This is a genomic window from Burkholderia ubonensis, from assembly GCF_902833085.1.
Classification (GTDB): domain Bacteria; phylum Pseudomonadota; class Gammaproteobacteria; order Burkholderiales; family Burkholderiaceae; genus Burkholderia; species Burkholderia ubonensis.
The window spans coordinates 376,503-401,567 of record NZ_CADFEB010000009.1 but is presented as its reverse complement, the minus strand read 5'-3'; the positions used below and the strand labels follow the sequence as shown (position 1 = coordinate 401,567).

Here is a 25,065-nt window from a genome sequence, read left to right as displayed (position 1 = left end):
GTCCGCATCAGCTCGCGGAACGCACGGCGCCCAGCATGTCGTGCACGCCGGACGTCATCAGCGCAAGAAACGCCACCAGGCCGACGTAGCAAAGCGCATAGGTCGCCTTGGTCTCGATCGACGTCGCGTAATAGACGCGGTTCTCCGGCGCGTCGGGATCGTAGCGCCACGCGCGCTTCAGTTGCGGCAGCGCGAGGATCGCCATCACGATCAGCAGCGGGCTCGGCCGGTACACGAACAGCGCGACCAGCACCGGCACACCCGCGAACCAGATCCGCGGCGACAGCACCGCGGTGATCCGCCCGCCGTCGAACGGCGACAGCGGAATCATGTTGAACAGGTTCAGGAAGAAGCCCGTATAGGCGAGCGCGAGCAGCAGGTTGCTGTCGTACTGGCGCGCCGCCGCGTAGCAGGCGAGCGCGCCGAGCGTGCCGACGAACGGTCCGGCCAGCCCGACGTAGGCCTCGGTTTCCGCGTCGTGCGGCATGTCCTTCAACTGGATCCACGCGCCGACGAACGGGATGAAGGTCGGCAGCCCGACGGCCAGCCCGCGCCGCTGCGCGGCCAGGTAGTGGCCGCCTTCGTGCACGAGCAGCAGCGCGACGAAGCCGGCCGCGAACCGCCAGCCGTAGAACAGCGCATAGACCGCGATCGAAGCCAGCATCGTGCCCGCCGAAACGAGCACCTTGCCGAGCTTCAGGCCGCCGAAGATCAGCAGCAGCAGCTTGGTCATTCCTTGCGCTCCGTGTCGGCCGCGTCGGCGATCGCGGGGGCGGGAGCGGCGGCCTTCGGCTTGCGGCCGAAGAAGCGCTTCAGCGCCACGCCGCCGCCCAGCAGCGCGACGAGGCCGACCTTGAAGAACTTCGCCACGAACGCGCCGATCACCGCGAGGAGGCCGAGCTTCTTCGCGCCGACGCCGACGATCAGCGCCGCGAGGCCGTATTCGGCGACGTGGTCGGTCGACTTGTTGAAATCGGCATAGCGCTTGCCGTCCTTGAAATCGATGTGCGCGAGCAGATCGTCGGCCGACGGCTTGTATTTCGGCAGGTCGTCGAGGCTCGACACCAACGTCAGCGACAGGTAGCCGTCGCGGCCGAGCGCGAGCGTCCGGTAGTTCGCGCCGTCGGTCACCGGGTTCGGGAGCGCGCCCTTGTCGCGCATGATCGACGACCAGACGAGCCGGTGCTTGTTGGCGTCGTACGCCGGAGGCTGCGCCCAGCCGACCACCTCGAACTCGGGCAGGCCGCGCTCCTTGCGCGACGCGTTGCCCTCCTCGGTGCCCTCCTTCAGGCTCGCGAGCAGCTCGTCCGGCTTCCAGTCCTTCGCGTCGTCGTCGCGGATGTAGCCGCTCGGCTCGAACGACACGACCGACATCCAGTCGGCGTCCGGATCGGCGGGGAGCACCATGCCGACCAGCTTCGACTCGTCGACGGTGTTGCCCATCGCGCGCAGGTAGCGGCCCGCCTCGACCGCCGGCACGAATCCCTCGCCCTGCGTCAGCTTCAGCACCGCCTGGTGCTTCAGGTCGATATCGGCCGGCCCCTTCACGACGGCTTTGTTCAAGGCCGCCGACGCGGCATTCATTTCCGCTTGCGCGGATTCGGTCTGGGCACGGCCGGTCGTGGCGGCGAGCGCGAGGAACGCCGTGCAGGCGATCAGTGCGACTGTCTTTTTCATTCTTCGATTCCCCCGGGAATGGCTTGTTGTCGATGTGCGCGGCTGCCGGTGCGGCGCCGCCTCTCAGGTTGCACGGCGCAATGGTAACGCAGCGCCCGGCCGCGGCACGACGCTTGCCCCCGGAGTACGCGTCACCGCCGCTCCAGCGCCAGCTTCACGCCGAGCCCCAGCAACACGACCCCGCTGACGCGATGCATGCGGGTCAGGATGCGCGGGTTGCGGCGAATCGATGTCGACAGCAGGCCGGCGAACAGCGCGACCGGGCCTTTGACGAGAAACGTCAGGCCGGCAAACGTCGCACCCAGCACGAATACCGACAGCAGCGGACGTGCCGCATCCGCCTGCACGAACTGCGGCAGAAAGGCCAGGTAGAACAGCGCGATCTTCGGATTCGACACATTCGACAGCGCACCCTGTGCGAACGTGCGCAGCGCCGATTCCGGCGCGCGGCCGCCGCTCGACAGCGTCAGTTCTCCCGACGAGCGAAGCAGCGTGACGCCGAGGTACAGCAGGTACAGCGCGCCGGCCAGCTTCAGCACCGTGAACAGCCATTCGGATGCCTGAAGAAGCGCCCCCAGGCCCAGCGTCGCGAGCATCGTGTGCACGATGAGCCCGACGCTGACGCCCGCCGCGGTGACGACGCCCGTGCGGGTGCCGCCGGAGAGCGTGCGCGACATCACGAGGACCATGTCCTGGCCCGGGGTAAGGATGATCAAAAGGGAGGTGGCCAGGAACGGCAACCATGAGACGTGCAGCATCGGACGACTCCTGAAAGGGTGGGTGGTCGTCAGATTATGGCCATCCTCTCGTAGCGATTGGATGCAATCTTGGCCATGATCGGCTGTGAATTTGGCGCTATTCTCCAATATTCACAATCGTGGTAGTGAATCATGCCAATCAAGCTCGATGCGATCGACAAGCGCATTCTGCGTGCGCTGCAACAGAACTCGAACCGGACGAACGCCGAGCTGGCGCAGCATGCCGGGCTCTCGGCTACCCCCTGCCTGCGCCGCGTTCACCAGTTGGAAGAGCAAGGCGTGATCGACGCGTACGTTGCGCTGCTGAATCCCGCGGCCGTCGAGTTGAGGTTTACGGCTTTTGTGCGCGTCACGCTGGAACGCCAGGACAAAGCGACGGTGGAACACTTCGCGCGGGAAATCGAAAATGCGCCGGAAGTGCTCGAATGCCATCTGATGGCCGGCAGCTACGACTACCTGCTGCGCGTCATCGCCAAGGATCTGGACGACTTCCAGCGCTTTCAGATGGAGACGCTCACGCGGATCGCCGGGGTACGCAACATCCAGACCGAGATCCCGCTGAAGCGGATCAAGCAGACGACCCGGCTCCCGATCTAGAAACGAATACGTGGGCGCAGCCGCGTCGAACGCCACACGCGTTCGTCACGGTCACGTATACAGCGACGCCTCGGGCAGCGCCCCCGTCAACGCAAACCGCCCGACATCCCGCAGCCGGTAGTCGAGCGGATCGTGCAGCGTATGCGTGCGCGCGTTGCGCCAGAACCGGTCGAGCCCGAGCGACGCGGCCGTCGCCCGCGCGCCGCACGCATCGAACAGCGCTTCGCCGTTCTCGAGCGCCGCGCGCTGCGCGACGATCTTCGCTTCGGATACCGCCAGCGCCACCTCGGCCCGCCCGTCGGCCGTCAGCGCATCGCGCAGCGTCCATGCGCGCTGCAACGCATCGGCCGCGCGATCGGCGAGCGCCGCGGCGGCCACCGCCTGCACGTGCATGTCGCCGAAGCGCTGCAGCGTGTACGGATCGTCGGTCGCGCGCTCGACGCCCGCATGAATCCACGGCCGCCCTTGCCGCAACACGTATTCGCGCGCGTCGGCCAGCGCGCCTTCGGCGAGCCCGACGAACAGGTTCGTCAGCACCAGTTGCGACACCAGCGTGCGCAGCGTCGCGCGCGGCGTCGGCGGCGCTTCCGAGCGATGCAGCACTTCATCGGGCGCGAGCGTCACGCCGTCGAACGTCACGCTGCCGCTGTCGGTCTGGCGCTGGCCGATCGGGTCCCAGTCGTCGTTCACGGTGATGCCCGCGCGCGCGGTCGGCACCACGCCGAACACGGTCCGGCCGAGCGCCGGATCGTGCGCGGACACGGTCATCCGCTGCGAGCCGCGCGTGCCCGAGCAGAAGCCTTTCACGCCGTCGAGCCGGTAGCCGCCGTCGGGCGTCGCGGTCGCGACGAGCCGCGTGTCGAGCGGATTGACCGCATTGCCCCACCACCAGCGATGCGCGACGGTCCCGCGCAGATAGCGCTCGCGCTGCGCGGGGCTGCCCCACACGTCGACGCTCACGACCTGCAGGCACTGGAAGCCGACCAGATGCGCGAGCGCGCTGTCGACGCGCGCGATCTGCCGGATCGCGTCGTAGATCGCGGGCCACGCGGCTTCCTGCCCGCCGAACGCGTGCGGCACCGCCAGCGTCAGCAGGCCCGCATCGGCGAGCCATTGCTTCTCCTGCGCGGCGTGGCCGCCCGCGCGATCGCGCGCGGCGGCACTGCCGCGCAGCGCGTCGATCACGCGCGCAAGCGCGTCCGGATTCAGCACGGGCGCATCCGTTTCGAGGGCAAGCGTCGCCGGGCCGCGCGGATCGTTCATGCGAGCGCTTCCTGCGCGACCGGCTCGCCCGACAGCGGCACCAGCGATCCGAGCGCGGGCCGCCCGGTCAGCCGCGCGAGAATCTCGCGGCGCCAGTCGTCGTAGATCGCGCGATAGTCGGCGATGTCCGCGCCGAACACCTCGGCGGTATGCGCGTATTCGTCGTGCAGATAGCCGTCGAGCCGCCGCTGCGTTTCCTCGTCGGCGTCGATCACGCGCTCGATCAGCGCGTCGCGCTCGGCCGCCGGCAACGCGGCCAGTTTCTCGAACCACCATTCCACAATCTGCACGCGATGCCATTCCTCGTCGGGACGGATGCGGTTCTCGCCGTGCTCGCGCATCGCGCCGTCGGCGATGCCGCCGGTCTTGCGCTGAATCCACAGCTTCGCGAGGATGTGCAGCTCGTAATGCCATTCGAATGCGAGAAAGCCCGCCAGGTCGCGCACCGGCAGGTCCCCCAGCCGCGCCCAGTGCGCGGCGACGAGCGCGTCGATCTCCGGCAGCGGATCGCGCCCGGTCAGCTCCAGCACGCGCTCGCGGCCGATCACAGCATGCGCGCCGTCGTCGCCGAGCTGGCGCGACAGGATCAGCTGGAAATGCGGATCGTCGCGGAACAGCGTGTCGATCGCCTTCGCGACGACCTGTACGATGAACAGGTCGTGCGACGCCATCTTCGTGTAGTAGTCCGCAACGGTAGCCAGCTCGTCCGCGTTACGCGGCTCGCGCGGCGGCGCGGCGAGCTTGGCCGGAAAATCGGGACGATGGCGGCGCGCCACGTCCAGGAACAGGGCTTCCTCGAACTGGGCGTTCCACTCGCGCGGCGCGCCGATGGGCAAGGTCATGATGATTCGGTCTCTCAGGATCGTTGATTGGAAGAGCAGGCGCTTGTGGCGCCTGCTCAGGTACGCCTGGCCAGTCTTCGGGCCAGGCGGTCGCCCGTGACTTGCACGGCCGAGACGAGCGCGATCAGGATCACGATCACGGTCGCCATGACGGTGGTGTCGAAACGCTGGTATCCGTAGCGGATCGCGAGATCGCCGAGCCCGCCCGCGCCGACCGCGCCCGCCATCGCGGTCGAGCCGATCAGCGCGACCACGGTGATCGTGAAGCCGCCGAGCATGCCGGGCAGCGCCTCCGGCAGCAGCACGTGCCACACGATGTGGCGGCGCTTCGCGCCCATCGCGAGCGCGGCCTCGATCAGCCCGCGATCCACTTCGCGCAGGCTCACCTCGGCCACGCGCGCGAAAAATGGAATCGCGGCGATCGACAGCGGCACGACGGCCGCCCACACGCCGATCGTCGTGCCGATCAGCACGCGCGTGAACGGCAGCAGCGCGACGAGCAGGATGATGAACGGCGTCGAGCGGAACACGTTGACGATCGCGCCGAGCGCCGCGTTCAGGCCGCGCCGCGCGTATATGCCGCCCGGCGCGGTCGTCACGAGGATCACCGCGAGCGGCGTGCCGACGAGCGCCGCGATCGCCGCCGACGCCGCGACCATCGACAGCGTGTCGCGCATCGCGTCGAGCAGTTCGGGCCACCAGAGCTCAAACATAGCCGAGCACCTCCGCGTGGTTCGCATGGCGGCGCACGCGTTCGAGCAGCGCGGCGAGCGCGCCGGGCGCGCACGCGTCGGCCGCCGACGCGATCACGAGGCGGCCCTGCGCGCGCCCCTGAATGCGCTCGACGCCGCCGTGCAGGAACCGCACCGAGCCGCCGAGCGCCGCCGCGAGCGCGCCGACGTCCGGCTCGCCGCCGCTCTCGCCCGTATAGCGCAGGTCGAACACGACCTGCGCGCCGTCGGGCAGTGCCGCGTGCGCGGGCAGCGGCTGCACGCGCGCCGCGAGTTCGGCCGGCAGGTCGTGCACCAGCGTACTGAGCAGCGCGCGCGTCGCGCCGTGCTGCGGCGCGCCGAACACGCGCCACACGGGGCCCGTCTCGACGACCTCGCCCTGCTCGATCACCGCGACGGTGTCGCACACCGCGCGGATCACTTCCATCTCGTGCGTGATCAGCACGATCGTCAGGCCGAGGCGGCGATTGATGTCGGCGAGCAGCGCGAGGATCGACTGCGTCGTCTCCGGGTCGAGCGCCGACGTCGCCTCGTCGCACAGCAATACTTCAGGATCGTGCACGAGCGCGCGCGCGATGCCGACGCGCTGCTTCTGGCCGCCGGACAGGCTCGCCGGGTATGCGTCGCGCTTCGCGGTCAGCCCGACCAGTTCGAGCAGCGCCGCGACCTTGCGCGCGCGCTCGGCCTTCGGCACACCGGCGATCTTCAGCGGCAGCGCGACGTTCTCGGCCACCGTCTTCGCGGACAGCAGGTTGAAATGCTGGAACACCATTCCGGTGCGGCGGCGCAGCGCGACGAGGCCGTCCTCGTCGAGCGCGCCCACGTCGACGCCCTGCACGCGCACGCGGCCCGACGTCGGCCGTTCGAGCCCGTTGACGAGCCGCAGCAGCGTCGACTTGCCCGCGCCGCTGCGGCCGATGATGCCGAACACCTCGCCGCGCCGCACGTCCAGCGTCACGTCGCGCAACGCGGCGGCCTGCCCGCGCGGCGACGCGAACACCTTGCCGACCTGCTCCAGCGCGACGGCGACGCCGTCCGCGGCTGCGGCGCCGGCCCGATCGGCCGCGCGCGCTTGCGCATCACGGCCGGCGCGCGCGGCCGACGTGTCGACGAAACCCAGCGTATCGAAAAATTGCGTCATCGCGTTGCTCCGTCGTGCTCACGCATGCGCCGGCTCGTGCGCGGCCGCCGGCCGGTGCCGCGCGCCCGCATGCCACGCGGGCAGGCGCGCGCCGGCGCCGAACAGCTTCTCGCGCAGCGTCGGCGCGGGATCGTAGTCTTCCTTGTAGACGCCGCGGTTCTGCAGCTCCGGCACGACCCAGTCGACGAAATCCTCGAACGACTCGGGCATCACCGTGCGCGTCAGGTTGAAGCCGTCGATGCCGGTCTCGTCGATCCACGCCTGCAGCTCGTCCGCGACCTGCGACGGCGAGCCGACGATCGGGTGATAGCGGCCGCCGAGCGACATCTGGTCGAGCATGCGCCGCACGGTCCACGCGCCGCTCGTGCTCTTCTTCGAGATCGCGTCGACCGCGGACTGGATCGAATCGGTCTTCACGTACGAGATCGGCTCGTCGAGCCCGTACTTCGCGAAGTCGATGCCGGTCGAGCTCGCGAAATGCGCGAGGCCGGCCTCGGGGCTCGCGTAGCGCCGGTATTCATCGAACTTCTCGCGCGCGAGCCGTTCGTTCTCGGCGGTGACGACGGTCACACCGGCAAAGATCTTGATCGACGCCGGATCGCGCCCTTGCCGCGCCGCCGCCGCGCGGATGTCGAGCACCGCCGCGCGCGCGGCCGCCTTGCTCTGGCCGCTCACGAACACGCACTCCGCGTGCCGGCCCGCGAACTCGACGCCGCGCGCCGACGCGCCGGCCTGGTACAGCACCGGCGTGCGCTGCGGCGACGGCTCGCACAGATGGATCGCGTCGATCGAATAGAACGGCCCGTCGTGCCGTACGCGCCGCACCTTGCCCGGCTGCGCGAACACGCGCGCGTGCGCGTCGCGGATCACCGCGTCGTCGTCCCAGCTCTGCTCCCACAGCTTGTAGACGACTTCCATATAGTCGTCCGCGCGCTCGTAGCGGTCGTCGTGGCCGATCTGCTGCGCGAGGCCCATCCCGCGCGCGGCGCTGTCGAGATAGCCGGTGACGATGTTCCAGCCGACGCGCCCCTTCGTCAGGTGATCGAGCGTCGACATGCGCCGCGCGAACAGGTACGGCGGCTCGTAGGTCAGGTTCGCGGTCACGCCGAAGCCGAGATGCCGCGTGACCTGCGCCATCGCGGGCACGATCAGCAGCGGATCGTTGACGGGCACCTGCACCGATTCGCGCAGCGCGGCGTCCGGGCCGCCGCCGAACACGTCGTACACGCCGACGATGTCCGCGAGGAAGATGCCGTCGAACTTGCCGCGCTCGAGCGTCTTCGCGAGATCCGCCCAGTAGTCGAGATCGGTGTAGTGCGCGGAGCGGTCGCGCGGGTGGGTCCACAAGCCGTGGTTGATGTGCCCGACGCAGTTCATGTTGAACGCGTTGAGGAGGATCTTCTTCTGGTTCGCCATGCGCGCCTCCGTCACCACGCGATCGCGTACAGCGAGCCGAACGCGTTGTCGAGCGCCTTGCGCACCGCGGGCGAGGTCTGATAGATCGCGATGAACTTACGGATGCGCGCGTCGTTCGCGCTCTCCGGCCGCACGACCCACTGCAGCGCGTAGTTCTTGTTCTCGGTGCCGTCGAACAGCAGCGCGCTGTTCGGGTCGGTCGTGCCCGCGAGCTTGATGAAGCTCGGGTAGCCCTGCGCGAGATCGACGTCGTCGAGCGAACGCGCGAGCTGCGACGCCTCGAGCGCGATGATCTTCAGGTGCTTCGGGTTCGACACGATGTCGTGCGTCGTCGCGCGGTAGTCGACGCCCGGCTTCAGCGTGACGAGCCCCGCGCGCTGCAGCAGCAGCAGGCCGCGCCCGCCGTTGACGGGATCGTTCGCGATCGCGACCGTCGCGCCGTCCTTCAGCTCGCTGAAGCTTTTCACCTTCTTCGAATAGAGGCCGATCTTCATGATCGTGCCCGGCGCGATCGACACGAAGTTGTAGCCGCGCTGCTGCTTCGCGTTCTCGAGGAACGGGACGTGCTGGAAGTAGTTGACGTCGATGTCCTTGTTCGCGAGCGCCGCGTTCGGCGTATTCCAGTCGGTGAATTCGATGATCTTCACGTCGAGCCCCTGCGCCTTCGCTTCCTTCGCGGCGATCTTCAGCGCGTCGATCTGCGGGGTGGTCGACACGCCGACCTTCAGCGGCGCGGGTTCGGCCTGCGCGCCGGCCAGCAGGGCCGCGCCGAGCAGCGCGGCTGCGAGCAGGCGGACGAAGCGCGCGAACGACCGGGAGGAAAAGCGGGCGAAAAAAACGGCATGCAGCATGGAAACCACTCTCCTGTCCAAAGACGGTATCGATGCATGAGCGAACCCGCGGCGAACGCGTGGGCGCTCTCCGGACGGTCGTCGCATCGGAAAAGGATCAGCCGATGATAGAGAGCGTTGGGAGGGCGGTCTACGAAGCGATTGTGCGAAGAAAATCGCACCAGGAGATATGAGCGGCGCGCGTCGAGGCAGTTGCCGACTTATTCATGCTGTCAGGGGAGTAGCGACCGGACCTTGTCCCACCGGATATCGACGGGCACCGGAAGCTTACGTGTCGCGAAGCGCTTCAATAGCTCCGGCAAACCGTGGCGCGGGCGCGCCAGGTAAGCGCGAATGTCGGTCGTCACTTCGTCCAGGGTCCAGCCATCCATTTCATCAGGCATCGCCAAAGCAGAAATGTTGTGCCGATAGACTGGCGCGACCTCTTCCCTGAGTATGTGTTCAAGCTCGTCAAGCGAATATCCGGAGCTCTGCAGAATGCCGGCGACCCACTTATAGTCGTGGTCCTGCAATTCGCGGCCGACGAAGAGTTCGGCGAGCGCTTGCCACACGGGGGCGCGGCGCTTCGTGTCCAATGGTTCCATCACGGTGTTATCGGGCGGGTTCGTGGGTATAGCGTACCAAAGGCAGCATCCGCACCATAGGCGGCCAGCATGCCTCCCACGAACCCGACAACGGCGACACATACCGGTGCGGCAGCAGCGCATAGCCCACCAGCCACCGCAGCCGCGCCAGTTGCCCAGCCACCGACAATTCCGGCGCCGGCCAAGGTTCCTTGTCGAGCAACTTCGCGCGGCTTGTTGTCCGATTCCGCGACTTCATAAACGGCGATCGCCAGCGATACGAGCAGGTAGTTGTCGCCTCATTCATGCCGTGGGCTACGTATCCGTGGCAAGCGACGCCATGGCGACGACCGACACCAGGCTGAAATCTCGGCCCGGCCGGCTGGCGAAATTCCGAAACATCGGAACGACCACCCTGCACCCCTTTCCGCAGACCAAACAATTCCATTAAAAATCAATGACCTGCAAACGCGCCGACGGTCCCGCTTCTGGCACGGACGTTGCGTAACAGTCCGCACACATGCCGCGAAGCGACGCCGGCATGCCAAATCCAAGGAGACACGTCTTGCAGACCTCTACGTCCACCCCGATCCAAGCGGAGCCGATCGCCGAGCCCCGTTCCGACACGCGCACCCGTTTCTGGCCGGAAGGCTGGTGGAAGCTGATGGAAATCCGCATCGGCATCATTCCGCTGCCGATCTACTTCATCCTGCTCGCGCTGATCGTCGGCTTCTCGGTCACCGGAAAGGTGCCCGGCGAGATCTCGATGGCGATCGCCGTGCTCGCGTTCTTCGGCTTCACCTGCGCGGAACTGGGCAAGCGCCTGCCGCTCCTGCGCAACATCGGCGCGGCGGCGATCTTCGCGACCTTCGTGCCGTCCGCGCTGACCTACTATCACGTGCTGCCGAAGCCCGTGCTGACCCTCACGACCGAATTCACGAAGTCGACGAACTTCCTGTACCTGTTCATCGCGTCGATCATCGTCGGCAGCATCCTGAGCATGGACCGGCGCGTGCTGATCCAGGGCTTCCTGAAGATCTTCATCCCGCTCGCGGCCGGCTCGATCGCCGCGGCGATCGTCGGCACGGCCGTCGGCACCGCGCTCGGCCTCGGTGCGCGGCACACGCTGCTGTACATCGTCGTGCCGATCATGGCGGGCGGCGTCGGCGAAGGCGCGATTCCGCTGTCGATCGGCTATTCGGAAATCCTGCACCTGCCGCAAGGCGAAATGTTCGCGGCCGTGCTGCCGCCGGTGATGCTCGGCAGCCTGACCGCGATCATCCTGTCCGGCGCGCTCGACATGCTCGGCAAGCGCCTGCCGCACCTGACCGGCAACGGCCGCCTGCAGGTCGGCGAAAGCGGCGACATGACGCCGGAAAACGAAGAGATCCGCGGCCACGTGGACGTCACGCACATCGCGGGCGCCGGCATCACGGCGATCACGCTGTACCTCGTCGGCCTGATGGCGCACAAGCTGTTCGGCCTGCCCGCGCCGGTCGCGATGCTGTTCCTCGCGGTGCTCGTGAAGCTCGCGCGCGCGGTGTCGCCGCCGCTGCAGGAAGGCGCGTTCGTCGTCTACAAGTTCTTCTCGACCGCCGTCACCTATCCGCTGCTGTTCGCGATCGGCGTCGCGATGACCCCGTGGGACAAGCTGACCGCCGCGTTCACGCTGGTCAACGTGATCACGATCGTCGCGACGGTCGCGACGCTGATGGGCACGGGCTTCGTGGTCGGCCGCCTGATGAAGATGTACCCTATCGACACGGCCATCGTGAACGCATGCCACAGCGGGCAAGGCGGCACCGGCGACGTCGCGATCCTGACCGCCGCGAACCGGATGCAGCTGATGCCGTTCGCGCAGATCGCGACGCGCATCGGCGGCGCGATCGTCGTCACGGTGACGCTGATCCTGCTGGCGCATCTCGGATGACGCGTCGCCGCGCGTCCGCTCGCGACGGCCATGCGATGCGCAGCGCCGCCGCCGGTTCGCCCGGCGCGCGGCGCGCGCATTCGGCGGGCGAGCGGCAGGCCGGCGGCGGGCATCGATGAGGGCGAACGTGCAGACGAGTTTCAAGGGAATCGCGTGGTGGGGTTGGGCGGCGGCGGTCGCGCTGTATGTCGGCGTGACCGCCGCCGCGGTCGAGTTCGCGTGGGATCGCGCGATCGACGGGCTCGAGGAGGTCGGCGCGCACCGGCTCGACCTGTACGCGGCGAGCCTGAAGAGCGAACTGGGCCGCTTCGAGCTGCTGCCCGCGCTCGTCGCGCGTCAGGACGGCGTGCGCGCGCTGCTGAAAGCGCCGCCGGATGAATCTCCCGACCTGCTGCACACGGTCAACACCTACCTCGAAGCGGTGAACCGCGACGCGGGCAGCGGCGCGGTCGACGTGATCGACCTGCAAGGCTCGGTGATCGCCGCGAGCAACTGGAACCAGCCGGTCAGCTTCGTCGGCACCAACGTGTCGTACCGGCCTTACTTCAAGGATGCGCTCGCGCACGGCAGCGGCCGCTTCTTCGGCATCGGCACCAACACCGGCATTCCCGGGCTGTATTTCGCGAGCGCGGTCCGCGACGACGGCCGGACGCTGGGCGCTGCAGCCGTCAAGGTCAGCGTCGACGCGCTCGAATTCGCATGGCGCGCGCCCGGCGTCGCGGCGATGGTGGTCGACGGCAACGGCGTGATCGTCATCTCGACCGAACCCGAATGGAAGTTCGCCGCGCTGCGGCCGATCACCGCGCAGCAGCAGCGCGACATCCAGGCGTCGCGCCAATACGCGGGCCGCACGGTCGAGGCGCTGCCGTACCGGCGCGTCGGCGGCTGGAACGCCGCCGCATGGCTCGGCCAGTTTCCCGACTTGCGCCGCCCGGGGCACACCGCGCGCTACCTAGTGATGTCGCGGCCCGCGCCGCAGGCCGGCGATTCGCTGATGGTGCTGCTCGACGTCGCCGGCGCGCGGCGCCAGCAGCAGATGGCGTTCGCGTTCGTGACGGGCGCGTTCCTGATCGCCGCGCTTTATGCCGCGTATGCGATCCAGCGCCGCCGCACGATCGCCGCGCGGCTCAATGCGCAGGACGCGCTGCGCCGCGCGAACGACCGGCTCGAATTGACCGTCGCGCAGCGCACGGCCGCGCTGACGGCCGCGAACGAACGGATGCAGCAGGAGATCGTCGAGCGCGAGCGCACCGAGCAGCGCCTGCGCGATTCGCAGCAGGAGGTCGTGCATGCGGGCAAGCTCGCGGTGCTCGGGCAGATGGCCGCGGGCCTCACGCACGAGCTGAACCAGCCGCTCGTCGCGATCCGCACGCTGTGCGACAACGCGCGCACCTTCTTCGAACGCAACCAGCCGGCGCAGGCGCTCGCCAATCTCGAACGGATCGGCAAACTCGTCGACAGCATGGCGGTGCTGACCGGCGAGCTGAAGACGTTCGCGCGCAAGCCGGACATCGAGCGCGTCGCGGTGTCGCTCGGCGAAGCGGTCGCGCATGCGCGGCTCATCTACGATGCGCGGATTCGCGACGAAGGCGTGACGCTCGACGTGCGGATCCCGCCCGGCACGACCGTGTACGCGGAATCGAGCCAGCTGCAGCAGGTGATCGTGAACCTGCTCGGCAACGCGCTCGACGCGGTGCGCGACGCCGCCGCGCGCACGATCGTCATCGAAGCCGGCGAGTCCGATCCGCAAGGCCGCGTGCGCTTCACGATCGCCGACAGCGGCGCGGGCATCGCGCCGGACGTGCTCCCGCACCTGTTCGAGCCGTTCGTGACGACCAAGCCGCGCGGGCAGGGCCTCGGGCTCGGCCTCGCGATCACGTCGCGCATCGTCGAAGGGTTCGGTGCGAAGATCACGGCCGCGAACCGCGACGAGGGCGGCGCGCAGTTCAGTATCGATTTCGCAGCGGCCACGCTGCAAAGGACAGAGCATGGAAGATGAGATTCGGGTGCTGGTCGTCGAGGACGATGAGAACGTCCGGATCGGCGTCGAGCAGGCGGTCGCGCTCGCCGGGTTTCAGGTAAGCGCGTACGCATCGGCGGCCGACGCGCTCGCGCACGTCGCGCCCGGCGCGCCGGTCGTGATCGTGTCGGACGTGCGGATGCCGGGCATCGACGGCTTGCAGCTGCTCGACCGCGTGATGGCGATCGATGCGCAGATCCCGGTCGTGCTGATCAGCGGCCACGCGGACATCTCGACGGCCGTCGGCGCGATGCAGGTCGGCGCGTACGACTTCATCGAGAAGCCGTTCTCGTCCGACGTGATCGCCGGGCGCGTCGCGCGCGCGGTCGAGAAGCGGCGCCTCACGCTCGAGGTGCAGGGCCTGCGCGCGGCGCTGCACAACTGGCAGGGCATCGAGGCGCTCGTACTCGGCAAGTCGCCGGCGATGGCGGACGTCCGCAAGAAGATCCTGCGGCTCGCCGATACGTCGGTGTCGGTGCTGATCACCGGCGAGACGGGCACCGGCAAGGAGCTGATCGCGCGCAGCCTGCACGATTTCGGCGGGCGGCGCGATGCGCATTTCGTTGCGCTGAACTGCGGCGGGCTGCCGGAACAGGTATTCGAGAGCGAGCTGTTCGGCCACGAGGCCGGCGCGTTCACGGGCGCGATCAAGAAGCGCATCGGCAAGATCGAATGGGCGCATGGCGGCACGCTGTTCCTCGACGAGATCGAGACGATGCCGGTCGCGCTGCAGGTCAAGATGCTGCGCGTGCTGCAGGAGCGCGTGGTCGAGCGGCTCGGCGCGAACGAGCTGATTCCGGTCGATTGCCGGGTGGTCGCCGCGTCGAAGGCCGACCTCGCCGAGCTCGCGGCCGACGGGCGCTTTCGCGCGGACCTGCTGTACCGGCTGAACGTCGCGCAGATCGAGCTGCCGCCTTTGCGCGAGCGCCGCGAGGACGTGCCGCTCTTGTTCGAGCACTTCGTGCTCGCGGCCGCGCGCCGCTTCGGGCAACCCGCGCCCGTCGTGAGCGCTGCGCAGGTGTCCGAACTGATGACGCACCAGTGGCCCGGCAACGTGCGCGAGCTGCAGAACGTCGCCGACCGCTTCGTGCTCGGGCTGACCGGCGACAGCCTGCTGTCGGCGGCCGGCGGCGCGCCCGCGAAGGGCGGCACGCTCGCGGAACAGCTCGCGTATTTCGAGCGCATGCTGATCGAGGACATGCTGCGCCGGCACCACGGCAACGTCGCGGATGCCAGCGATGCGCTCGGCATGCCGAAGAAGACGCTTTATCACAAGCTGCGCCACCTGCGCGGCGATGCGCAAGCCGAAGGCGGCGACGCGTAATGCACGCGGACGGCGGCATACGGACGGCGAACGAGGATCGTACAGGCATGGATCGCATCAACCTCACCGAGCAGGGCCTGACCGACGGCTACCTGATCCGGGGCGTCACCCGCGCGCAGAAGACGTTCCGGCCGGGCGACTGGCCCGAGCGTCTCGCGGGCGTGATCACGCTGTTCGTCGGCGAAAAGCGGCCGGGCTTCCCGAGCGCGCTGACGCGGCTCGCGACGCCCGTCGTCGACGGCGGCGTCAAGTGCCTGCTCGTGTCGCACGAATTGCAGGCCGCGTGCCCCGACGCATTCGAGTTCGTGATGCGGTTTGCCGACGACAACGACCTGCCGGTCCACGCACGCGCTGTACCCGGCTTCGCGGTGCGCTGACGACGCGCGGAAACGCTCGCCCCTACGCCCGCCGGGCCCCTCTCCCGCCCCTCCTTCACGCCGCGCCGCCGCGCGGCATCCCGCCTTTCGTTTCGCATACAACCATCGGACGAATGCCCTGCCCGATCGAACGCGCTCGCCCTGATGGGGCTTTGCGGGCTCACCATCAATAAAATTGATCGATGCGATGAAAATTATGCGTTTTGCTTAAACGCCGCGGTCGGGCATAGTTGCGACGTGATGACGCACCTGTGAGTTTTTTCAGTCATGAACATGCGAATCGAGCCTTCGGTGCTCGCGAACCCCGACCTGCAATTTGCGACGCTGTCGTCAGGCATCAGCCTGCCGTATGTCGAGCAGGGCACGGGCGCGCCGATGGTGTTCGTTCATGGGTCGCTTTGCGACTATCGCTACTGGGACCCGCAGCTCGCTGCGCTGTCGGCGCACTATCGCTGCATCGCGCCGAGCCTCAGTCACTACTGGCCGGCGGTTGAAGCCGGCATCCAGAACGAGTTCAGCTGGCAGAACCACGTCGACGAGCTCGCCGAATTCATCGACGCGCTCGACCTCGGCCCGGTGCATCTCGTCGGCCACTCGCGCGGCGGCAGCGTCGCGTTCAACGTCGCGCGCCACCATCCCCACCTCGTCGAGACGCTGACGCTCGCCGATCCGGGCGGCCCGCTGCAGCAGGAAGGCGTGCGCGAAGCGACGCTGCCGCCGGCCGCAATCGCGCTGCGCACGAAGGCCGTGAGCCTGATCGAGAACGGCGACGTCGACGCAGGGCTCGAGACGTTCGTCGACTCGGTCAGCATCCCCGGCGCGTGGAAGAAGAGCACCGCGAGCTTCCGCACGATGGCGATCGACAACGCGAGCACGCTGCCGAAACAGTTGCGCGACCCGCTGCCCGCGTATTCGCGCGATGCGGCCGCGGATGTCGCATGCCGCACGCTGCTGATCGACGGTCAGCGCAGCCCGAAGATGTTCCGCCACAACGTCGACACGCTCGCGCAGTGGATCGGCGACACGCAACGGCAAACCGTCGCCGGTGCGTCGCACGGGATGAATGCGGCAGCGCCTGGCGTGTTCAATCGCTACGTTCACGAGTTCATCGCGGCGTAATCGTTCGGGCGGCGCGTTCGCGTTCTCCCCCGCCATGTGGCGCCGCGGTCATGTAGATCCGCTTGCGGACAGATCCCGGACGGTCTCGGTGGTCGCGCGGAGAGCAGTCAGCGGACGCCCGGCATCTACCGGCAAACGACCTTCGCATCCGGCCGCCCGCCCTGCGCGATGGCCAGGTCGTTGCCGTTGTCGTCGGCGCCGACGCCCATTTCCGTGTACGAGTAGACGGACCGATACGCACGCCCGTCGTAACGGTAATAGGTGTTCTGGTGCTCGGCCATGCTGCTCCGCGACGACGTCATGAGATCAGGCATCCCGTTGCAGGTGCTTTCAAGCACGCCGACCGGGCCGTCATCGACGGCCAGCAGCGGATCGTGGCGCCCGTGCCGCGCGCGGTAGATCCACGCCGGCGCATTGACCTGATTGCCGCTCATCTCGCAACTGACGAACAGCAGCGTGCCGTGCGGCCCCTTGCACGTTTGCGCAGTCAACGCCTCGTTGCCGCATTCGCCGGCGAGCGCCTTGCGTGCGCGTGCGCCGAGCGGCGCCAGCGCCGCGGCAACGGGCGCGTCGGCAGGCTCCGATGTGCAGAGCCCCTTCCCGCGCGGCCATGCCGGATGCGCGTTCAGGTACACGGGCGACAGCGCGGCAATGACAGCGTCCAATGCACGATCGACGCAACGCGTGTCCTTGCAACGACCGATCGCGCGGTTCTGCGCGGCAAGCTTCGGGTCGAGATTCCATGGGTCGTTCACGACCGCGAGCGACGCATACTGAAGAAAGCGCGCGGTGAACACCTTCTCCCGCAGCGCCGGGTTGTCGCAGGTACCGGGCGGGAATGCGCCGCGCGCGGCGGCGGCATCCTTCAGCAGGCTGTCGTCCGGCGAGTCGGACGGCGTGCGGACGTCGAGACAGGGTTGGAGCAGCAACTGTGTCGATACATAGCTGCCCTCGGCCTGACCGCTGCGCGGAAGCACCCGCGGCCCTTCCGCATGAGCGTGCGATGCAACGGCCAGCGCGCAGGCCAGCAATGCGACGCCGAATGCCAACGTGTTTCGAGGATTCATCAGTGTGAGCGGCCCGCCCGGGCGCTTCGATCGAAGAGGGGAAAACCGCCGGGCATGCGATGCGCCCGGCGGCGCTTCGCGCGATTGTAGCCGCGACCGCCGGCGATACGCCGCCTAGACCTGCGGCTCAGCCTTCCGCGTCACCGCATCCGGCAGCCCGAACACCCCATCGAACGACCAGTTGTAGACGAACGTGAAGATCGGGAAGAACACGATCAGCACGGCGTCGTACAAAAACGCCTGCAGCAGCGACACATCGAGCCACCACGCGATCAGCGGGATCAGGAACGTCACGAGCGCGACCTGGAACCCGATCGCGTGCAGCACGCGGCGCCCCACGGAGCGGGTCGTCGCCGCGCGGCGACGCTCCCACGCCTCGAACGCGAGGTCGTACAGGAAATTGACGACGACGCCCGTCGTCGAGATCATCACGCCCAGCATGCCGCTTTTCGCGGCGCCCGCGCCGCTCAGCGCGCCCAGCGTCGCCGACGCGATCAGGATGCCGAGCACCTCGAACAGCACGACATAGACTATGCGTCTCTTCCAACCTTGCATGAACATCCACCTTCGAATCTGACAAGGCGTCGAGACTAGCAGCGGACCCGCGGTCCGCAAAAGTCAGGTTCTTTCAATTTCGCTTAAAGGAGGCCTCCCGTGCTCACCAGCGACCACATCGACATGCTGCTGACCGTCATCGACAAGGGCTCCTTCTCCGCGGCGGCGCGCGCGCTGGGCCGCACGCCGTCGGCCGTCAGCATGGCCATCGCGAACCTCGAGGCCGAACTGGGCCTCGTGCTGTTCGACCGCGGCACGCGCGAGCCCACGCCGACCGCGGCGATGGCGGCGCTGCTGCCCGACGCGCGCTCGATCGCCGAACGGCTGCAGGCGCTTCGCGCGCATGCGCAGCATCTGTCGGAAGGCGTCGAAGACACGCTGCGCATCGGCATCGCGGCCGAGATCGACGGCCGCCCCGTCGCGCGGGCGCTCACCGCGGTCGCAGCGAAGTACCCCGCGCTGGCGATCAGCGTCGTCACGGCGCCGCAGGACGTGATCGTCGACGCGCTGCATCGCTGCTCCGTGGATCTCTGCGTGGCCTTCGGCGGGCTCGATCTCCACCCGCAGGAGCAGATTCATGCGCTGTGGACCGAGACCCTCGTCGCGGTGGCCGCGCCCGGCCATCCGCTGATTGCCGAATGCGCGCGTCCGGAAGCGATCGAGCGGCTGTCGGGCTTCCGGCAGATCGTGATCGCCGACGCGGACCGGCCGCTGACCGACATCCGGCCGGTGATCGGCAACCGGACGTGGAAGGTCAACGACATGGCCACCGCGATCTCGCTCGTGAAGGCCGGCCACGGCTGGGCGAACCTGCCGGCCTCCGTCATCGGGCGTCAGGTTGCCGACGGCGAACTCGCGCCGCTGACGTTCGCCAATATTCGCAACGGCCTCGCGCTGCCCGTGTATCTGCGCTTGCCGAAGCACACGGGGCTCGGCAAGGCGGCCGACGAACTGGTGCGCGCGCTGCGGGCTGCCGGCGACGAGGTGTAACCGGTGCGGCGGCATCCCGCCGCACCGTCGGTCGGGGCCGGATGGGGCTGACCGTTAGTTGCGTTCACTGCGCCGCCGCGGCGCTCCGGATCGAATCGACGAGCGACGCGTTGTCGTAGCGTCGTCCGGCAATGCCCCATCCGCCGTCGACCGCGTGGACGACATTCACCCAGACTTGCGCCGGCGTCAGCCGCCCGCCCGCTCGCCGCAGCACGATCGCGGTCGCCCGTTCGACGAATTGCCGCTGCGCGTCGGGCGCCGCGAGCGCCACGGCGGGCAGCTTCAGTTCGACGAACGCCGCGGGCTCCGCGCGCCCGCGCACGAATGTGCGGTTGCGCGGCAGCACGTTCAGCGTGCCCACCACGTTCGGCGCCAGAAACGCATTCCCGGTCAACCCCTCGACATCCAGCAACGCATCGGTCAGTTCGGCAAACACCGGCCCCTCGTCGTCCGGCGTGAAAACCCCTTCGGATACTGTCAGCGTGATCGGCATCGCACACCTCCTGGTCAGGTCATGGTCAGGTCATCGGAATCGTGACGTAATATAAATATCAGTCACTCTCTATACATTAGACACCGGTCGCTCTCTATGCAAGATAAAGAGCGATCTCTCTGAAACGAGCCAGTCATGCGTTATTCGATCGAGCACAAGCACGAAACCCGCGCGCGCATTCTCGATGCCGCGAGCCGCCTGTTCCGCGAGGAGGGGTATGGCGGCTCCGGCATCGGTCCGCTGACGAAGGCGGCGGGCGTCACCAACGGTGCGTTCTACGGCCACTTCAAATCGAAAGGCGAAGCGTTCCGCAGCGTCGTCCTTGCCGGCCTCGACCAGCTCCGGCAAGGCGTCGCGGCGTTCAAGGCCGAGCACGGCGCGCGCTGGTGGTTGCCGTTCGTGTCGTTCTATCTGGGGCCGCGGCGCACCTGCGCGCTCGGCGAAAGCTGCGCGCTGCCGAGCCTGTCACCGGAAGTGATGCGCGCCGACGACGACACCCGCGACGCTTACGAACAGGCGTTGCGGCAGATCGTCGACGAAGTGTCGTCCGGGCTGGGCGACGCGCCCGACGATGCGCGCGCGATCGCGTTTCTCGCGCTGCTTTCGGGCGGCGCCACGCTCGCGCGCGCGGTGCGCGATCCCGCGCTGGCGGAGCGCATCGCCGATGCCGTCGGGCAGTATGCGGTGGCGATCGCGGAACGCACGGAAGCGCAGCCGGAGAAACGGGAATAGTGGACTGCGGATAAGTCACTCATCGAACCTTTGCTGCCGAATCGGGCGTCGCGCAACCGCCGATACGCGGGACGCAAGCCGACGCCGGACCGAGCGGTGCTGACCGGCAACGTATTCGTGCTGGGCTCGGGCATCGCCTGGAATCTGCTGCCGCACGTCGTGGGTCCGTCAAGACGATGAACCCATCCGGCGGTGTTCCTGAACGGTACGTCGTGACCGCTTTGGTCAACGAAACGCCGCAGACTATCGACCGATTCCCATAACGACATATTCAATAGCATCAACGGGTCATCGAACCCGCGAATTCCGTCCGGCGGCATCGCCCTCGGATGACTGCAACCGCCAGACGAAGCACGGCGAGCGCTCGGCCAATGCGTTGATGTCCTTCAATTGCGTGACGAAGCTCGGCATCAGCGGCGTGTCCAGCGGCGCGCGCGTGCAAGATGCTCCGTTGCGCCAAATAGCAAGCGTTACCTGTCGTGATCGCCTCATCTCGCTTCGAAGTGAGCCTGCGAGCCGGCGGGAATGGCGCTGTCCGATACCTGCGACGCCAGTTCCGCCGCTACGGCATTAGCCCCGGCCTTGATGAAGATGTCGAGGTCGGACGTGGGCAGGAAGCGCTTCATGATCGCCTCCAGCTCGGCCTTCCCGGCATCGTCCAGGCTGCAATTGCCGTTGGCGAGCCGGGCCACCGCCGCGCGATAGCACCCGATATAAGCACGCTGCGCAGCAATCATGTCGAGCGGCTTGCCCGCCTGGCCGTGACCCGTATAGAACAGTGCGACGTCGCCAGACAGACGTTCGAGCGCATCGAGGCTGCGCAGCCAGTCCGCCGTATGGCCGTCGTTCATGAAGGAATGGACGCCGTTGAAAACCATGTCGCCGACGAAGGCGACACGCCGGTGGTATCCCACGGTCCAGACCAAATCCCAGTGCGATTCGCCCGGGCCGAACTCCCTGGCCTCGAACGGCACGCCATCGAAATGCAGCACGTCGCCGTCGCGCACGAAGCGATTCGGGAAGGTGCGCCGTGCCGGCCAATCGTCGCCGAACACCGACTGCCACTGGACGGCCTTGGCATCGTCGATACGGCGCATCGCCTCGTCGACGCCCCGCGTGGCGATGACCGGCACATCGTCGAGACCGCGGATCAGCTCGCCGACACCGTTGTAGTGATCGGGATGCCCGTGCGTGATCAGCACCGCGAGCAAGGGTTTGCGCAGCGCATCCAGCCGATCACGCACCTGACGCGCATCCGATACAGTCATCATGGCGTCGATGGCCACGACACCGTTCGGCAGTTCGACCAGGAACGCGTTGGTGAGGAAGGTGCGCGCACCGGAGGTGCAGGTCACCACATTGATTTCAGGCTCGTTGAAACCGATCAATTGAAGGCCCGCTCGTTAAGAAGCTGTTGCAAAGTTATTCGGACGCTGTCTCGAGTTTGTTCCAGCAAATCAAGCAGCACGCGAGCGAGAGGCATGCCTCATGCACGTGTGCATACCGTTCGTAGCGAATCTTGGGCCGCCTGAATACATGAAGCCAGGCAAAGGAACGTTCGATGAACCAGCGTGTTTTACCGAGACCACTGCCGTGAGACGAACCGATTTGGCAAGCAAGGGTGTGATGCCGCGTTCGCGTAGACGCTGCCGGTGCGGCTCGGAACTGCAGCCCCGGTCGCCTTGAACAATCTTCGGTTTGCACAGAGGACGTCCGCGTTTTCCTCGGATGGGACGCCCGCTTCGGCAGCAAAGGTTCGATGAGTGATCACAGCTCGTCGTCTATCAGTTCTTGGGGCATCGCTTCCTGGTCGGCAAAACAAGACAGAAAGTTAACACCCTCTCGAAAAAGTTGACAGACCCAATCCGTAACCTCGCAAATGCGTTTTAGCGACGAATCGCTGAAACCGACTGCCGGTCGTGCGCTGACGCCTCGACCGCCGACTTCCGCGGCCGCCCCACGCCGGACGTCGACTTGATGCCGCCTCTACGTCGACCTCGCAGTGCGGTGCTCCCTGTAGATGCCTTCATCGCAGGACGGCCTCGCTGTTCGTGTATAAAGGAGGCAACCTTGGACATGCGGAGGCCGGTGTGGCCGATACCCCACCCTCGAACACAAAGCCGGCTGCGGAAGGCTTGCGCAAATCGGGTTGGCGTCGTGCCAAGCCATGGGCCATCGGCGGCGGCATCGGCCTTCTGCTCGCCAGCTTGCTGGCGGTCTTGAGCCCTTTGCGGGAAAAATCGGATGAACGGGCGCTGACCGACCTGGGATTTTCCAGGGGCACCTGCAATGACAGCAATGGTTCAGCTGTCACACCCGATTCAGGCTGCCTGGCTTTGCGGGCAAAGCCGGAATTGACGACGGTGCAGGTCGCGGCCGCGATGCCACGTCTGAGAAAGCTCGGCCTGAGGCTCGAGCTGAACCTGGCAGACACCGAGGTCGATAGCATCGACTCGCTGAATGGACTGGATCGCCTGGAATCTCTCGACCTCACGGGCACCCCGGTCTGGAACATCGAGGCGCTGAGGGGAATGCGTTCCCTTAAGAATCTCGTACTCCACCGCACCAAAGTCGAGAACATCGATGCGCTAAAAGGATTGACCGGCCTGCAATCGCTCAATCTCTGGGAGACCCGGGTCTCCAATCTCGATGCGTTGAAGGACCTGACCGACCTGCGGCAACTCGACATTCGCGACACGCAGGTTCGGGATCTCGACGCGCTCGGGAAATTGCCTCACCTGGAAACACTCAAACTGGGCGGTGCCAGGAATGTCCGCGACATCGAGCCGCTCGGCCGGCTCACCACTCTTAAGACGCTCGACCTCAACGAGACCCAAGTCGAGAGCCTTGATGCGTTGAAGAAGTTGCACGATCTGCAAGCACTCTATCTGGCAAACACGCCCGTCCGAAACATCGATGTGCTAACGGAAATGCCCAAGCTGACCACGCTCGTGCTCGACGGCTCCAAAGTCGAGAACGTCGCTGCGACGCGGGGATCGGTCCAACTGGAAACACTCGTTCTTGCGCGCACGCAAGTCACGAACATCGATGCGCTGAAGAGCCTGACGGGCCTGAGAAGACTCAATCTCGCCGACACCAGGGTCGAAAACATCGATGCGTTGAGCGGCCTGACGGGTCTCCAGATGCTCAATCTCTTTCGCACCAGGGTTCGGAATATCGACGCGCTAAAGGGGCTGACCGGTCTGCAAGAGCTCTATCTCGCAAACACGCCGGTCCAGAACGTCGAAGTACTGAAAGGCCTGACCGGACTGCGAGAGCTCGTTCTTTACGGCACCATGGCCAGCAACGTCGATGAGCTCAAAGCGGCCTTGCCGAACACTCGAGTCGTCTGGTGAATGGTTCAATGAACGTCCTCGAAAGACGCTAGACTTCGACACACCGGCTGAACGATTTCATCAATTCGTTGCATCGACGGGTTGAATCCGCAGCCGAACGCCGACAGTCTGCCCCGCACTCCCCGCCAATCCTCGATAACCCGATAAAAAACCCCGATCCGCATCACCACGAATCGGGGTTCTTCGCTACACACGCATTCCGGCGGCCCATCCCGAGCCGCCGCACGCACCGCCTGCTCAACGCGCAGCAACATCCTCCTTCCGCGCCGCATCACCAACCGCCGCCGGCGCATCCCCCCAGCCACCACCCAGCGCCCGAATCAGGTTCACGGTCGACACCGCCTGCGTGCCCGTCAGCGCATTCGCCTGCAATTGCGACACGAGCACCGAGCGCTCGCTGTCGATCACGTCGAGATAGCTGACCTCGCCTTCCTGATACTGCGTGCGCGACAGCTTCGCCGCGCGCCGCGACGCGTTGACGGCCGCGTCCTGCGCGCGGATCTGGTCGTCGAGCAGCCGCAGATCGGCCAGGTTGTCCTCGACCTCGCGGAACGCGACGAGCACCTGCTGCCGGTAGTTCGCGACCTGCTCGTCGTACTGCGCGCGCGCCTGCTGCACGCCCGCCGCGCGCCGTCCGCCGTCGAACAGCGGCAACGTCAGCGCGGTGCCCGCGAACGGCCCGAGCAGGAACGTGCGGCTCGACCACAAGAACAGGCTGCCGAGCGTCGACGCCTCATAGCCGAACGCCCCCGTGATGTCGAGCTTCGGGAAATACGCGGACTTCGCGAGACCGATGCGCGCATTCGCCGCCGCCATCGCGCGCTCGGCCGCCGAGACGTCGGGGCGACGCTCGAGCAGCGCCGACGGCAGGCCCGCCGGGATCTTCACGCCGACCGGCACGAGCGGCGTTTCCTTGAACGCGAAGTCCGCCGGCGCCTTGCCGAGCAGGATCGCGAGCGCATGCTCGGACGCCGCGCGACGGCGCGCGACGCCGACCGCATCGGCCTGCGCGGTCGCCAGTTCGTTCTTCGCGCGCGACACGTCGAGCTCGCTGATGTCGCCTTCGTTGAAGCGGCGCTGCACGAGCTTCAGCGCCTGATCGCGCAGTTCGACCGTGCGGCGGTACAGGTCCTGGTCGGAATCGAGCTGGCGCAGCTCGAAGTAGTTCTGCGCGACGTCCGCCTGCAGCGCGAGCTGCACCGAGCGGAACAGCGCCTCGCTCTGCGCCTGGTCCGCGCGCGACGCCTCGACGTTGCGGCCGAC

The 25,065-nt window shown here is 67.2% G+C and carries 25 protein-coding genes and 3 pseudogenes; 10 read left to right on the top strand and 18 right to left on the bottom strand.

What is annotated here, in order from left to right; translation table 11 throughout:
- Nucleotides 1-7: 7 nt before the first annotated feature.
- The 3 genes from HWX31_RS26055 to HWX31_RS26045 all read right to left on the bottom strand — a co-directional run bounded on the left by HWX31_RS26055 (nucleotide 8) and on the right by HWX31_RS26045 (nucleotide 2,435).
- Nucleotides 8-733: a site-2 protease family protein gene (locus tag HWX31_RS26055; RefSeq protein WP_174964250.1), complete on the bottom strand. Its 726-nt coding sequence runs from the start codon at nucleotides 731-733 to the stop codon at nucleotides 8-10.
- Nucleotides 730-1,677 (bottom strand): DUF2167 domain-containing protein, encoded by a 948-nt coding sequence (locus tag HWX31_RS26050; RefSeq protein ID WP_174964249.1) that lies wholly within the window; start codon nucleotides 1,675-1,677, stop codon nucleotides 730-732. The genes HWX31_RS26055 and HWX31_RS26050 overlap by 4 nt, the downstream gene beginning before the upstream one ends.
- A 131-nt stretch (nucleotides 1,678-1,808) precedes the next feature.
- Complete coding sequence (locus HWX31_RS26045; protein WP_174964248.1) at nucleotides 1,809-2,435, bottom strand: LysE family translocator; 627 nt, start codon at nucleotides 2,433-2,435, stop codon at nucleotides 1,809-1,811.
- Nucleotides 2,436-2,567: 132 nt separating this feature from the next.
- Between HWX31_RS26045 and HWX31_RS26040 the strand changes: the two genes are divergently transcribed.
- A complete protein-coding gene (locus tag HWX31_RS26040; protein WP_174964247.1) occupies nucleotides 2,568-3,032 on the top strand; it encodes an Lrp/AsnC family transcriptional regulator in 465 nt (154 codons plus the stop codon).
- 51 nt (nucleotides 3,033-3,083) lie between these two features.
- On the opposite strand, the gene HWX31_RS26035 is transcribed toward HWX31_RS26040, so the two are convergent.
- From HWX31_RS26035 to HWX31_RS26005, 7 genes are all read right to left on the bottom strand, one after another.
- Nucleotides 3,084-4,295 (bottom strand): acyl-CoA dehydrogenase family protein, encoded by a 1,212-nt coding sequence (locus HWX31_RS26035; protein ID WP_174964246.1) that lies wholly within the window; start codon nucleotides 4,293-4,295, stop codon nucleotides 3,084-3,086.
- Nucleotides 4,292-5,137: a hypothetical protein gene (locus tag HWX31_RS26030; RefSeq protein ID WP_174964245.1), complete on the bottom strand. Its 846-nt coding sequence runs from the start codon at nucleotides 5,135-5,137 to the stop codon at nucleotides 4,292-4,294. The genes HWX31_RS26035 and HWX31_RS26030 overlap by 4 nt, the downstream gene beginning before the upstream one ends.
- 56 nt (nucleotides 5,138-5,193) lie before the next feature.
- Entirely contained in the window at nucleotides 5,194-5,850 is a 657-nt protein-coding gene (locus tag HWX31_RS26025; protein WP_010099728.1) for a methionine ABC transporter permease, read from the bottom strand.
- On the bottom strand, nucleotides 5,843-7,009 hold the full coding sequence (locus tag HWX31_RS26020) for a methionine ABC transporter ATP-binding protein (protein ID WP_174964244.1): 1,167 nt from the start codon (nucleotides 7,007-7,009) through the stop codon (nucleotides 5,843-5,845). Before HWX31_RS26020 ends, HWX31_RS26025 begins: the two co-directional genes overlap by 8 nt.
- An 18-nt stretch (nucleotides 7,010-7,027) precedes the next feature.
- Nucleotides 7,028-8,425 (bottom strand): LLM class flavin-dependent oxidoreductase, encoded by a 1,398-nt coding sequence (locus HWX31_RS26015; protein WP_174964243.1) that lies wholly within the window; start codon nucleotides 8,423-8,425, stop codon nucleotides 7,028-7,030.
- 11 nt (nucleotides 8,426-8,436) lie between these two features.
- Nucleotides 8,437-9,276, bottom strand: a complete 840-nt coding sequence (locus tag HWX31_RS26010) for a MetQ/NlpA family ABC transporter substrate-binding protein (protein ID WP_059715289.1) — start codon at nucleotides 9,274-9,276, stop codon at nucleotides 8,437-8,439.
- Between the two features lie 212 nt (nucleotides 9,277-9,488).
- A complete protein-coding gene (locus tag HWX31_RS26005; RefSeq protein WP_059775774.1) occupies nucleotides 9,489-9,860 on the bottom strand; it encodes a DUF7079 family protein in 372 nt (123 codons plus the stop codon).
- A 568-nt stretch (nucleotides 9,861-10,428) separates the two neighbouring features.
- Between HWX31_RS26005 and HWX31_RS26000 the strand changes: the two genes are divergently transcribed.
- The 5 genes from HWX31_RS26000 (at nucleotide 10,429) to HWX31_RS25980 (ending at nucleotide 16,609) form a co-directional block, all read left to right on the top strand.
- Nucleotides 10,429-11,769, top strand: coding sequence for a 2-hydroxycarboxylate transporter family protein (locus HWX31_RS26000; RefSeq protein ID WP_415493032.1), 1,341 nt, complete (start codon nucleotides 10,429-10,431; stop codon nucleotides 11,767-11,769).
- A 115-nt stretch (nucleotides 11,770-11,884) separates the two neighbouring features.
- A complete protein-coding gene (locus HWX31_RS25995) occupies nucleotides 11,885-13,768 on the top strand; it encodes a sensor histidine kinase (protein WP_174964241.1) in 1,884 nt (627 codons plus the stop codon).
- Nucleotides 13,758-15,113 carry a sigma-54-dependent transcriptional regulator gene (locus HWX31_RS25990; RefSeq protein WP_174964240.1) on the top strand — a complete coding sequence of 452 codons (1,356 nt, stop codon included), beginning with the start codon at nucleotides 13,758-13,760 and terminating at the stop codon, nucleotides 15,111-15,113. The genes HWX31_RS25995 and HWX31_RS25990 overlap by 11 nt, the downstream gene beginning before the upstream one ends.
- A 47-nt stretch (nucleotides 15,114-15,160) precedes the next feature.
- Nucleotides 15,161-15,490, top strand: a complete 330-nt coding sequence (locus HWX31_RS25985) for a DUF3579 domain-containing protein (protein WP_174964239.1) — start codon at nucleotides 15,161-15,163, stop codon at nucleotides 15,488-15,490.
- A 267-nt stretch (nucleotides 15,491-15,757) separates the two neighbouring features.
- Nucleotides 15,758-16,609 carry an alpha/beta fold hydrolase gene (locus HWX31_RS25980; protein ID WP_174964238.1) on the top strand — a complete coding sequence of 284 codons (852 nt, stop codon included), beginning with the start codon at nucleotides 15,758-15,760 and terminating at the stop codon, nucleotides 16,607-16,609.
- A 125-nt stretch (nucleotides 16,610-16,734) separates the two neighbouring features.
- Here the strand turns inward: HWX31_RS25980 and HWX31_RS25975 are convergent, their stop codons facing one another.
- Together HWX31_RS25975 and HWX31_RS25970 are read right to left on the bottom strand one after the other, a co-directional pair.
- Entirely contained in the window at nucleotides 16,735-17,676 is a 942-nt protein-coding gene (locus HWX31_RS25975; RefSeq protein ID WP_174964237.1) for a hypothetical protein, read from the bottom strand.
- A 114-nt stretch (nucleotides 17,677-17,790) separates the two neighbouring features.
- Nucleotides 17,791-18,231: a PACE efflux transporter gene (locus HWX31_RS25970; RefSeq protein ID WP_174964236.1), complete on the bottom strand. Its 441-nt coding sequence runs from the start codon at nucleotides 18,229-18,231 to the stop codon at nucleotides 17,791-17,793.
- A 99-nt stretch (nucleotides 18,232-18,330) separates the two neighbouring features.
- On the opposite strand from HWX31_RS25970, the gene HWX31_RS25965 reads away from it, so the two are divergent.
- Entirely contained in the window at nucleotides 18,331-19,221 is an 891-nt protein-coding gene (locus tag HWX31_RS25965; protein WP_174964235.1) for a LysR family transcriptional regulator, read from the top strand.
- A gap of 64 nt (nucleotides 19,222-19,285) precedes the next feature.
- On the opposite strand, the gene HWX31_RS25960 is transcribed toward HWX31_RS25965, so the two are convergent.
- Nucleotides 19,286-19,714: a hypothetical protein gene (locus tag HWX31_RS25960; protein WP_042584916.1), complete on the bottom strand. Its 429-nt coding sequence runs from the start codon at nucleotides 19,712-19,714 to the stop codon at nucleotides 19,286-19,288.
- Between the two features lie 135 nt (nucleotides 19,715-19,849).
- Here HWX31_RS25960 and HWX31_RS25955 point away from each other — a divergent pair, with 135 nt between their 5' ends.
- Both HWX31_RS25955 and HWX31_RS25950 read left to right on the top strand, forming a co-directional pair.
- The gene (locus HWX31_RS25955) at nucleotides 19,850-20,446 is read left to right on the top strand and encodes a TetR/AcrR family transcriptional regulator (RefSeq protein ID WP_174964234.1); all 597 of its coding nucleotides are present in this window, start codon (nucleotides 19,850-19,852) and stop codon (nucleotides 20,444-20,446) included.
- A 21-nt stretch (nucleotides 20,447-20,467) separates the two neighbouring features.
- Nucleotides 20,468-20,611: pseudogene (locus tag HWX31_RS25950) on the top strand (IS5/IS1182 family transposase); the annotation flags it as partial.
- Between the two features lie 53 nt (nucleotides 20,612-20,664).
- Here the strand turns inward: HWX31_RS25950 and HWX31_RS35420 are convergent.
- From HWX31_RS35420 to HWX31_RS25935, 4 genes and pseudogenes are all read right to left on the bottom strand, one after another.
- Nucleotides 20,665-20,715 (bottom strand): annotated as a pseudogene (locus HWX31_RS35420) (hypothetical protein); the annotation flags it as partial.
- 19 nt (nucleotides 20,716-20,734) lie between these two features.
- Nucleotides 20,735-20,938: a DUF3291 domain-containing protein gene (locus HWX31_RS35215; RefSeq protein ID WP_279613157.1), complete on the bottom strand. Its 204-nt coding sequence runs from the start codon at nucleotides 20,936-20,938 to the stop codon at nucleotides 20,735-20,737.
- Entirely contained in the window at nucleotides 20,935-21,834 is a 900-nt protein-coding gene (locus HWX31_RS25940; RefSeq protein ID WP_174964233.1) for an MBL fold metallo-hydrolase, read from the bottom strand. Before HWX31_RS25940 ends, HWX31_RS35215 begins: the two co-directional genes overlap by 4 nt.
- Before the next feature lie 34 nt (nucleotides 21,835-21,868).
- A pseudogene (locus HWX31_RS25935) lies at nucleotides 21,869-22,176 on the bottom strand (transposase); the annotation flags it as partial.
- 360 nt (nucleotides 22,177-22,536) lie between these two features.
- Between HWX31_RS25935 and HWX31_RS25930 the strand changes: the two are divergent.
- Entirely contained in the window at nucleotides 22,537-23,802 is a 1,266-nt protein-coding gene (locus tag HWX31_RS25930; RefSeq protein WP_174964232.1) for a leucine-rich repeat domain-containing protein, read from the top strand.
- Nucleotides 23,803-24,039: 237 nt separating this feature from the next.
- Here the strand turns inward: HWX31_RS25930 and opcM are convergent.
- Nucleotides 24,040-25,065, bottom strand: a 1,026-nt coding sequence (gene opcM, locus HWX31_RS25925; protein ID WP_244143850.1) for a multidrug efflux transporter outer membrane subunit OpcM, incomplete at its 5' end; no start/stop codon positions are given.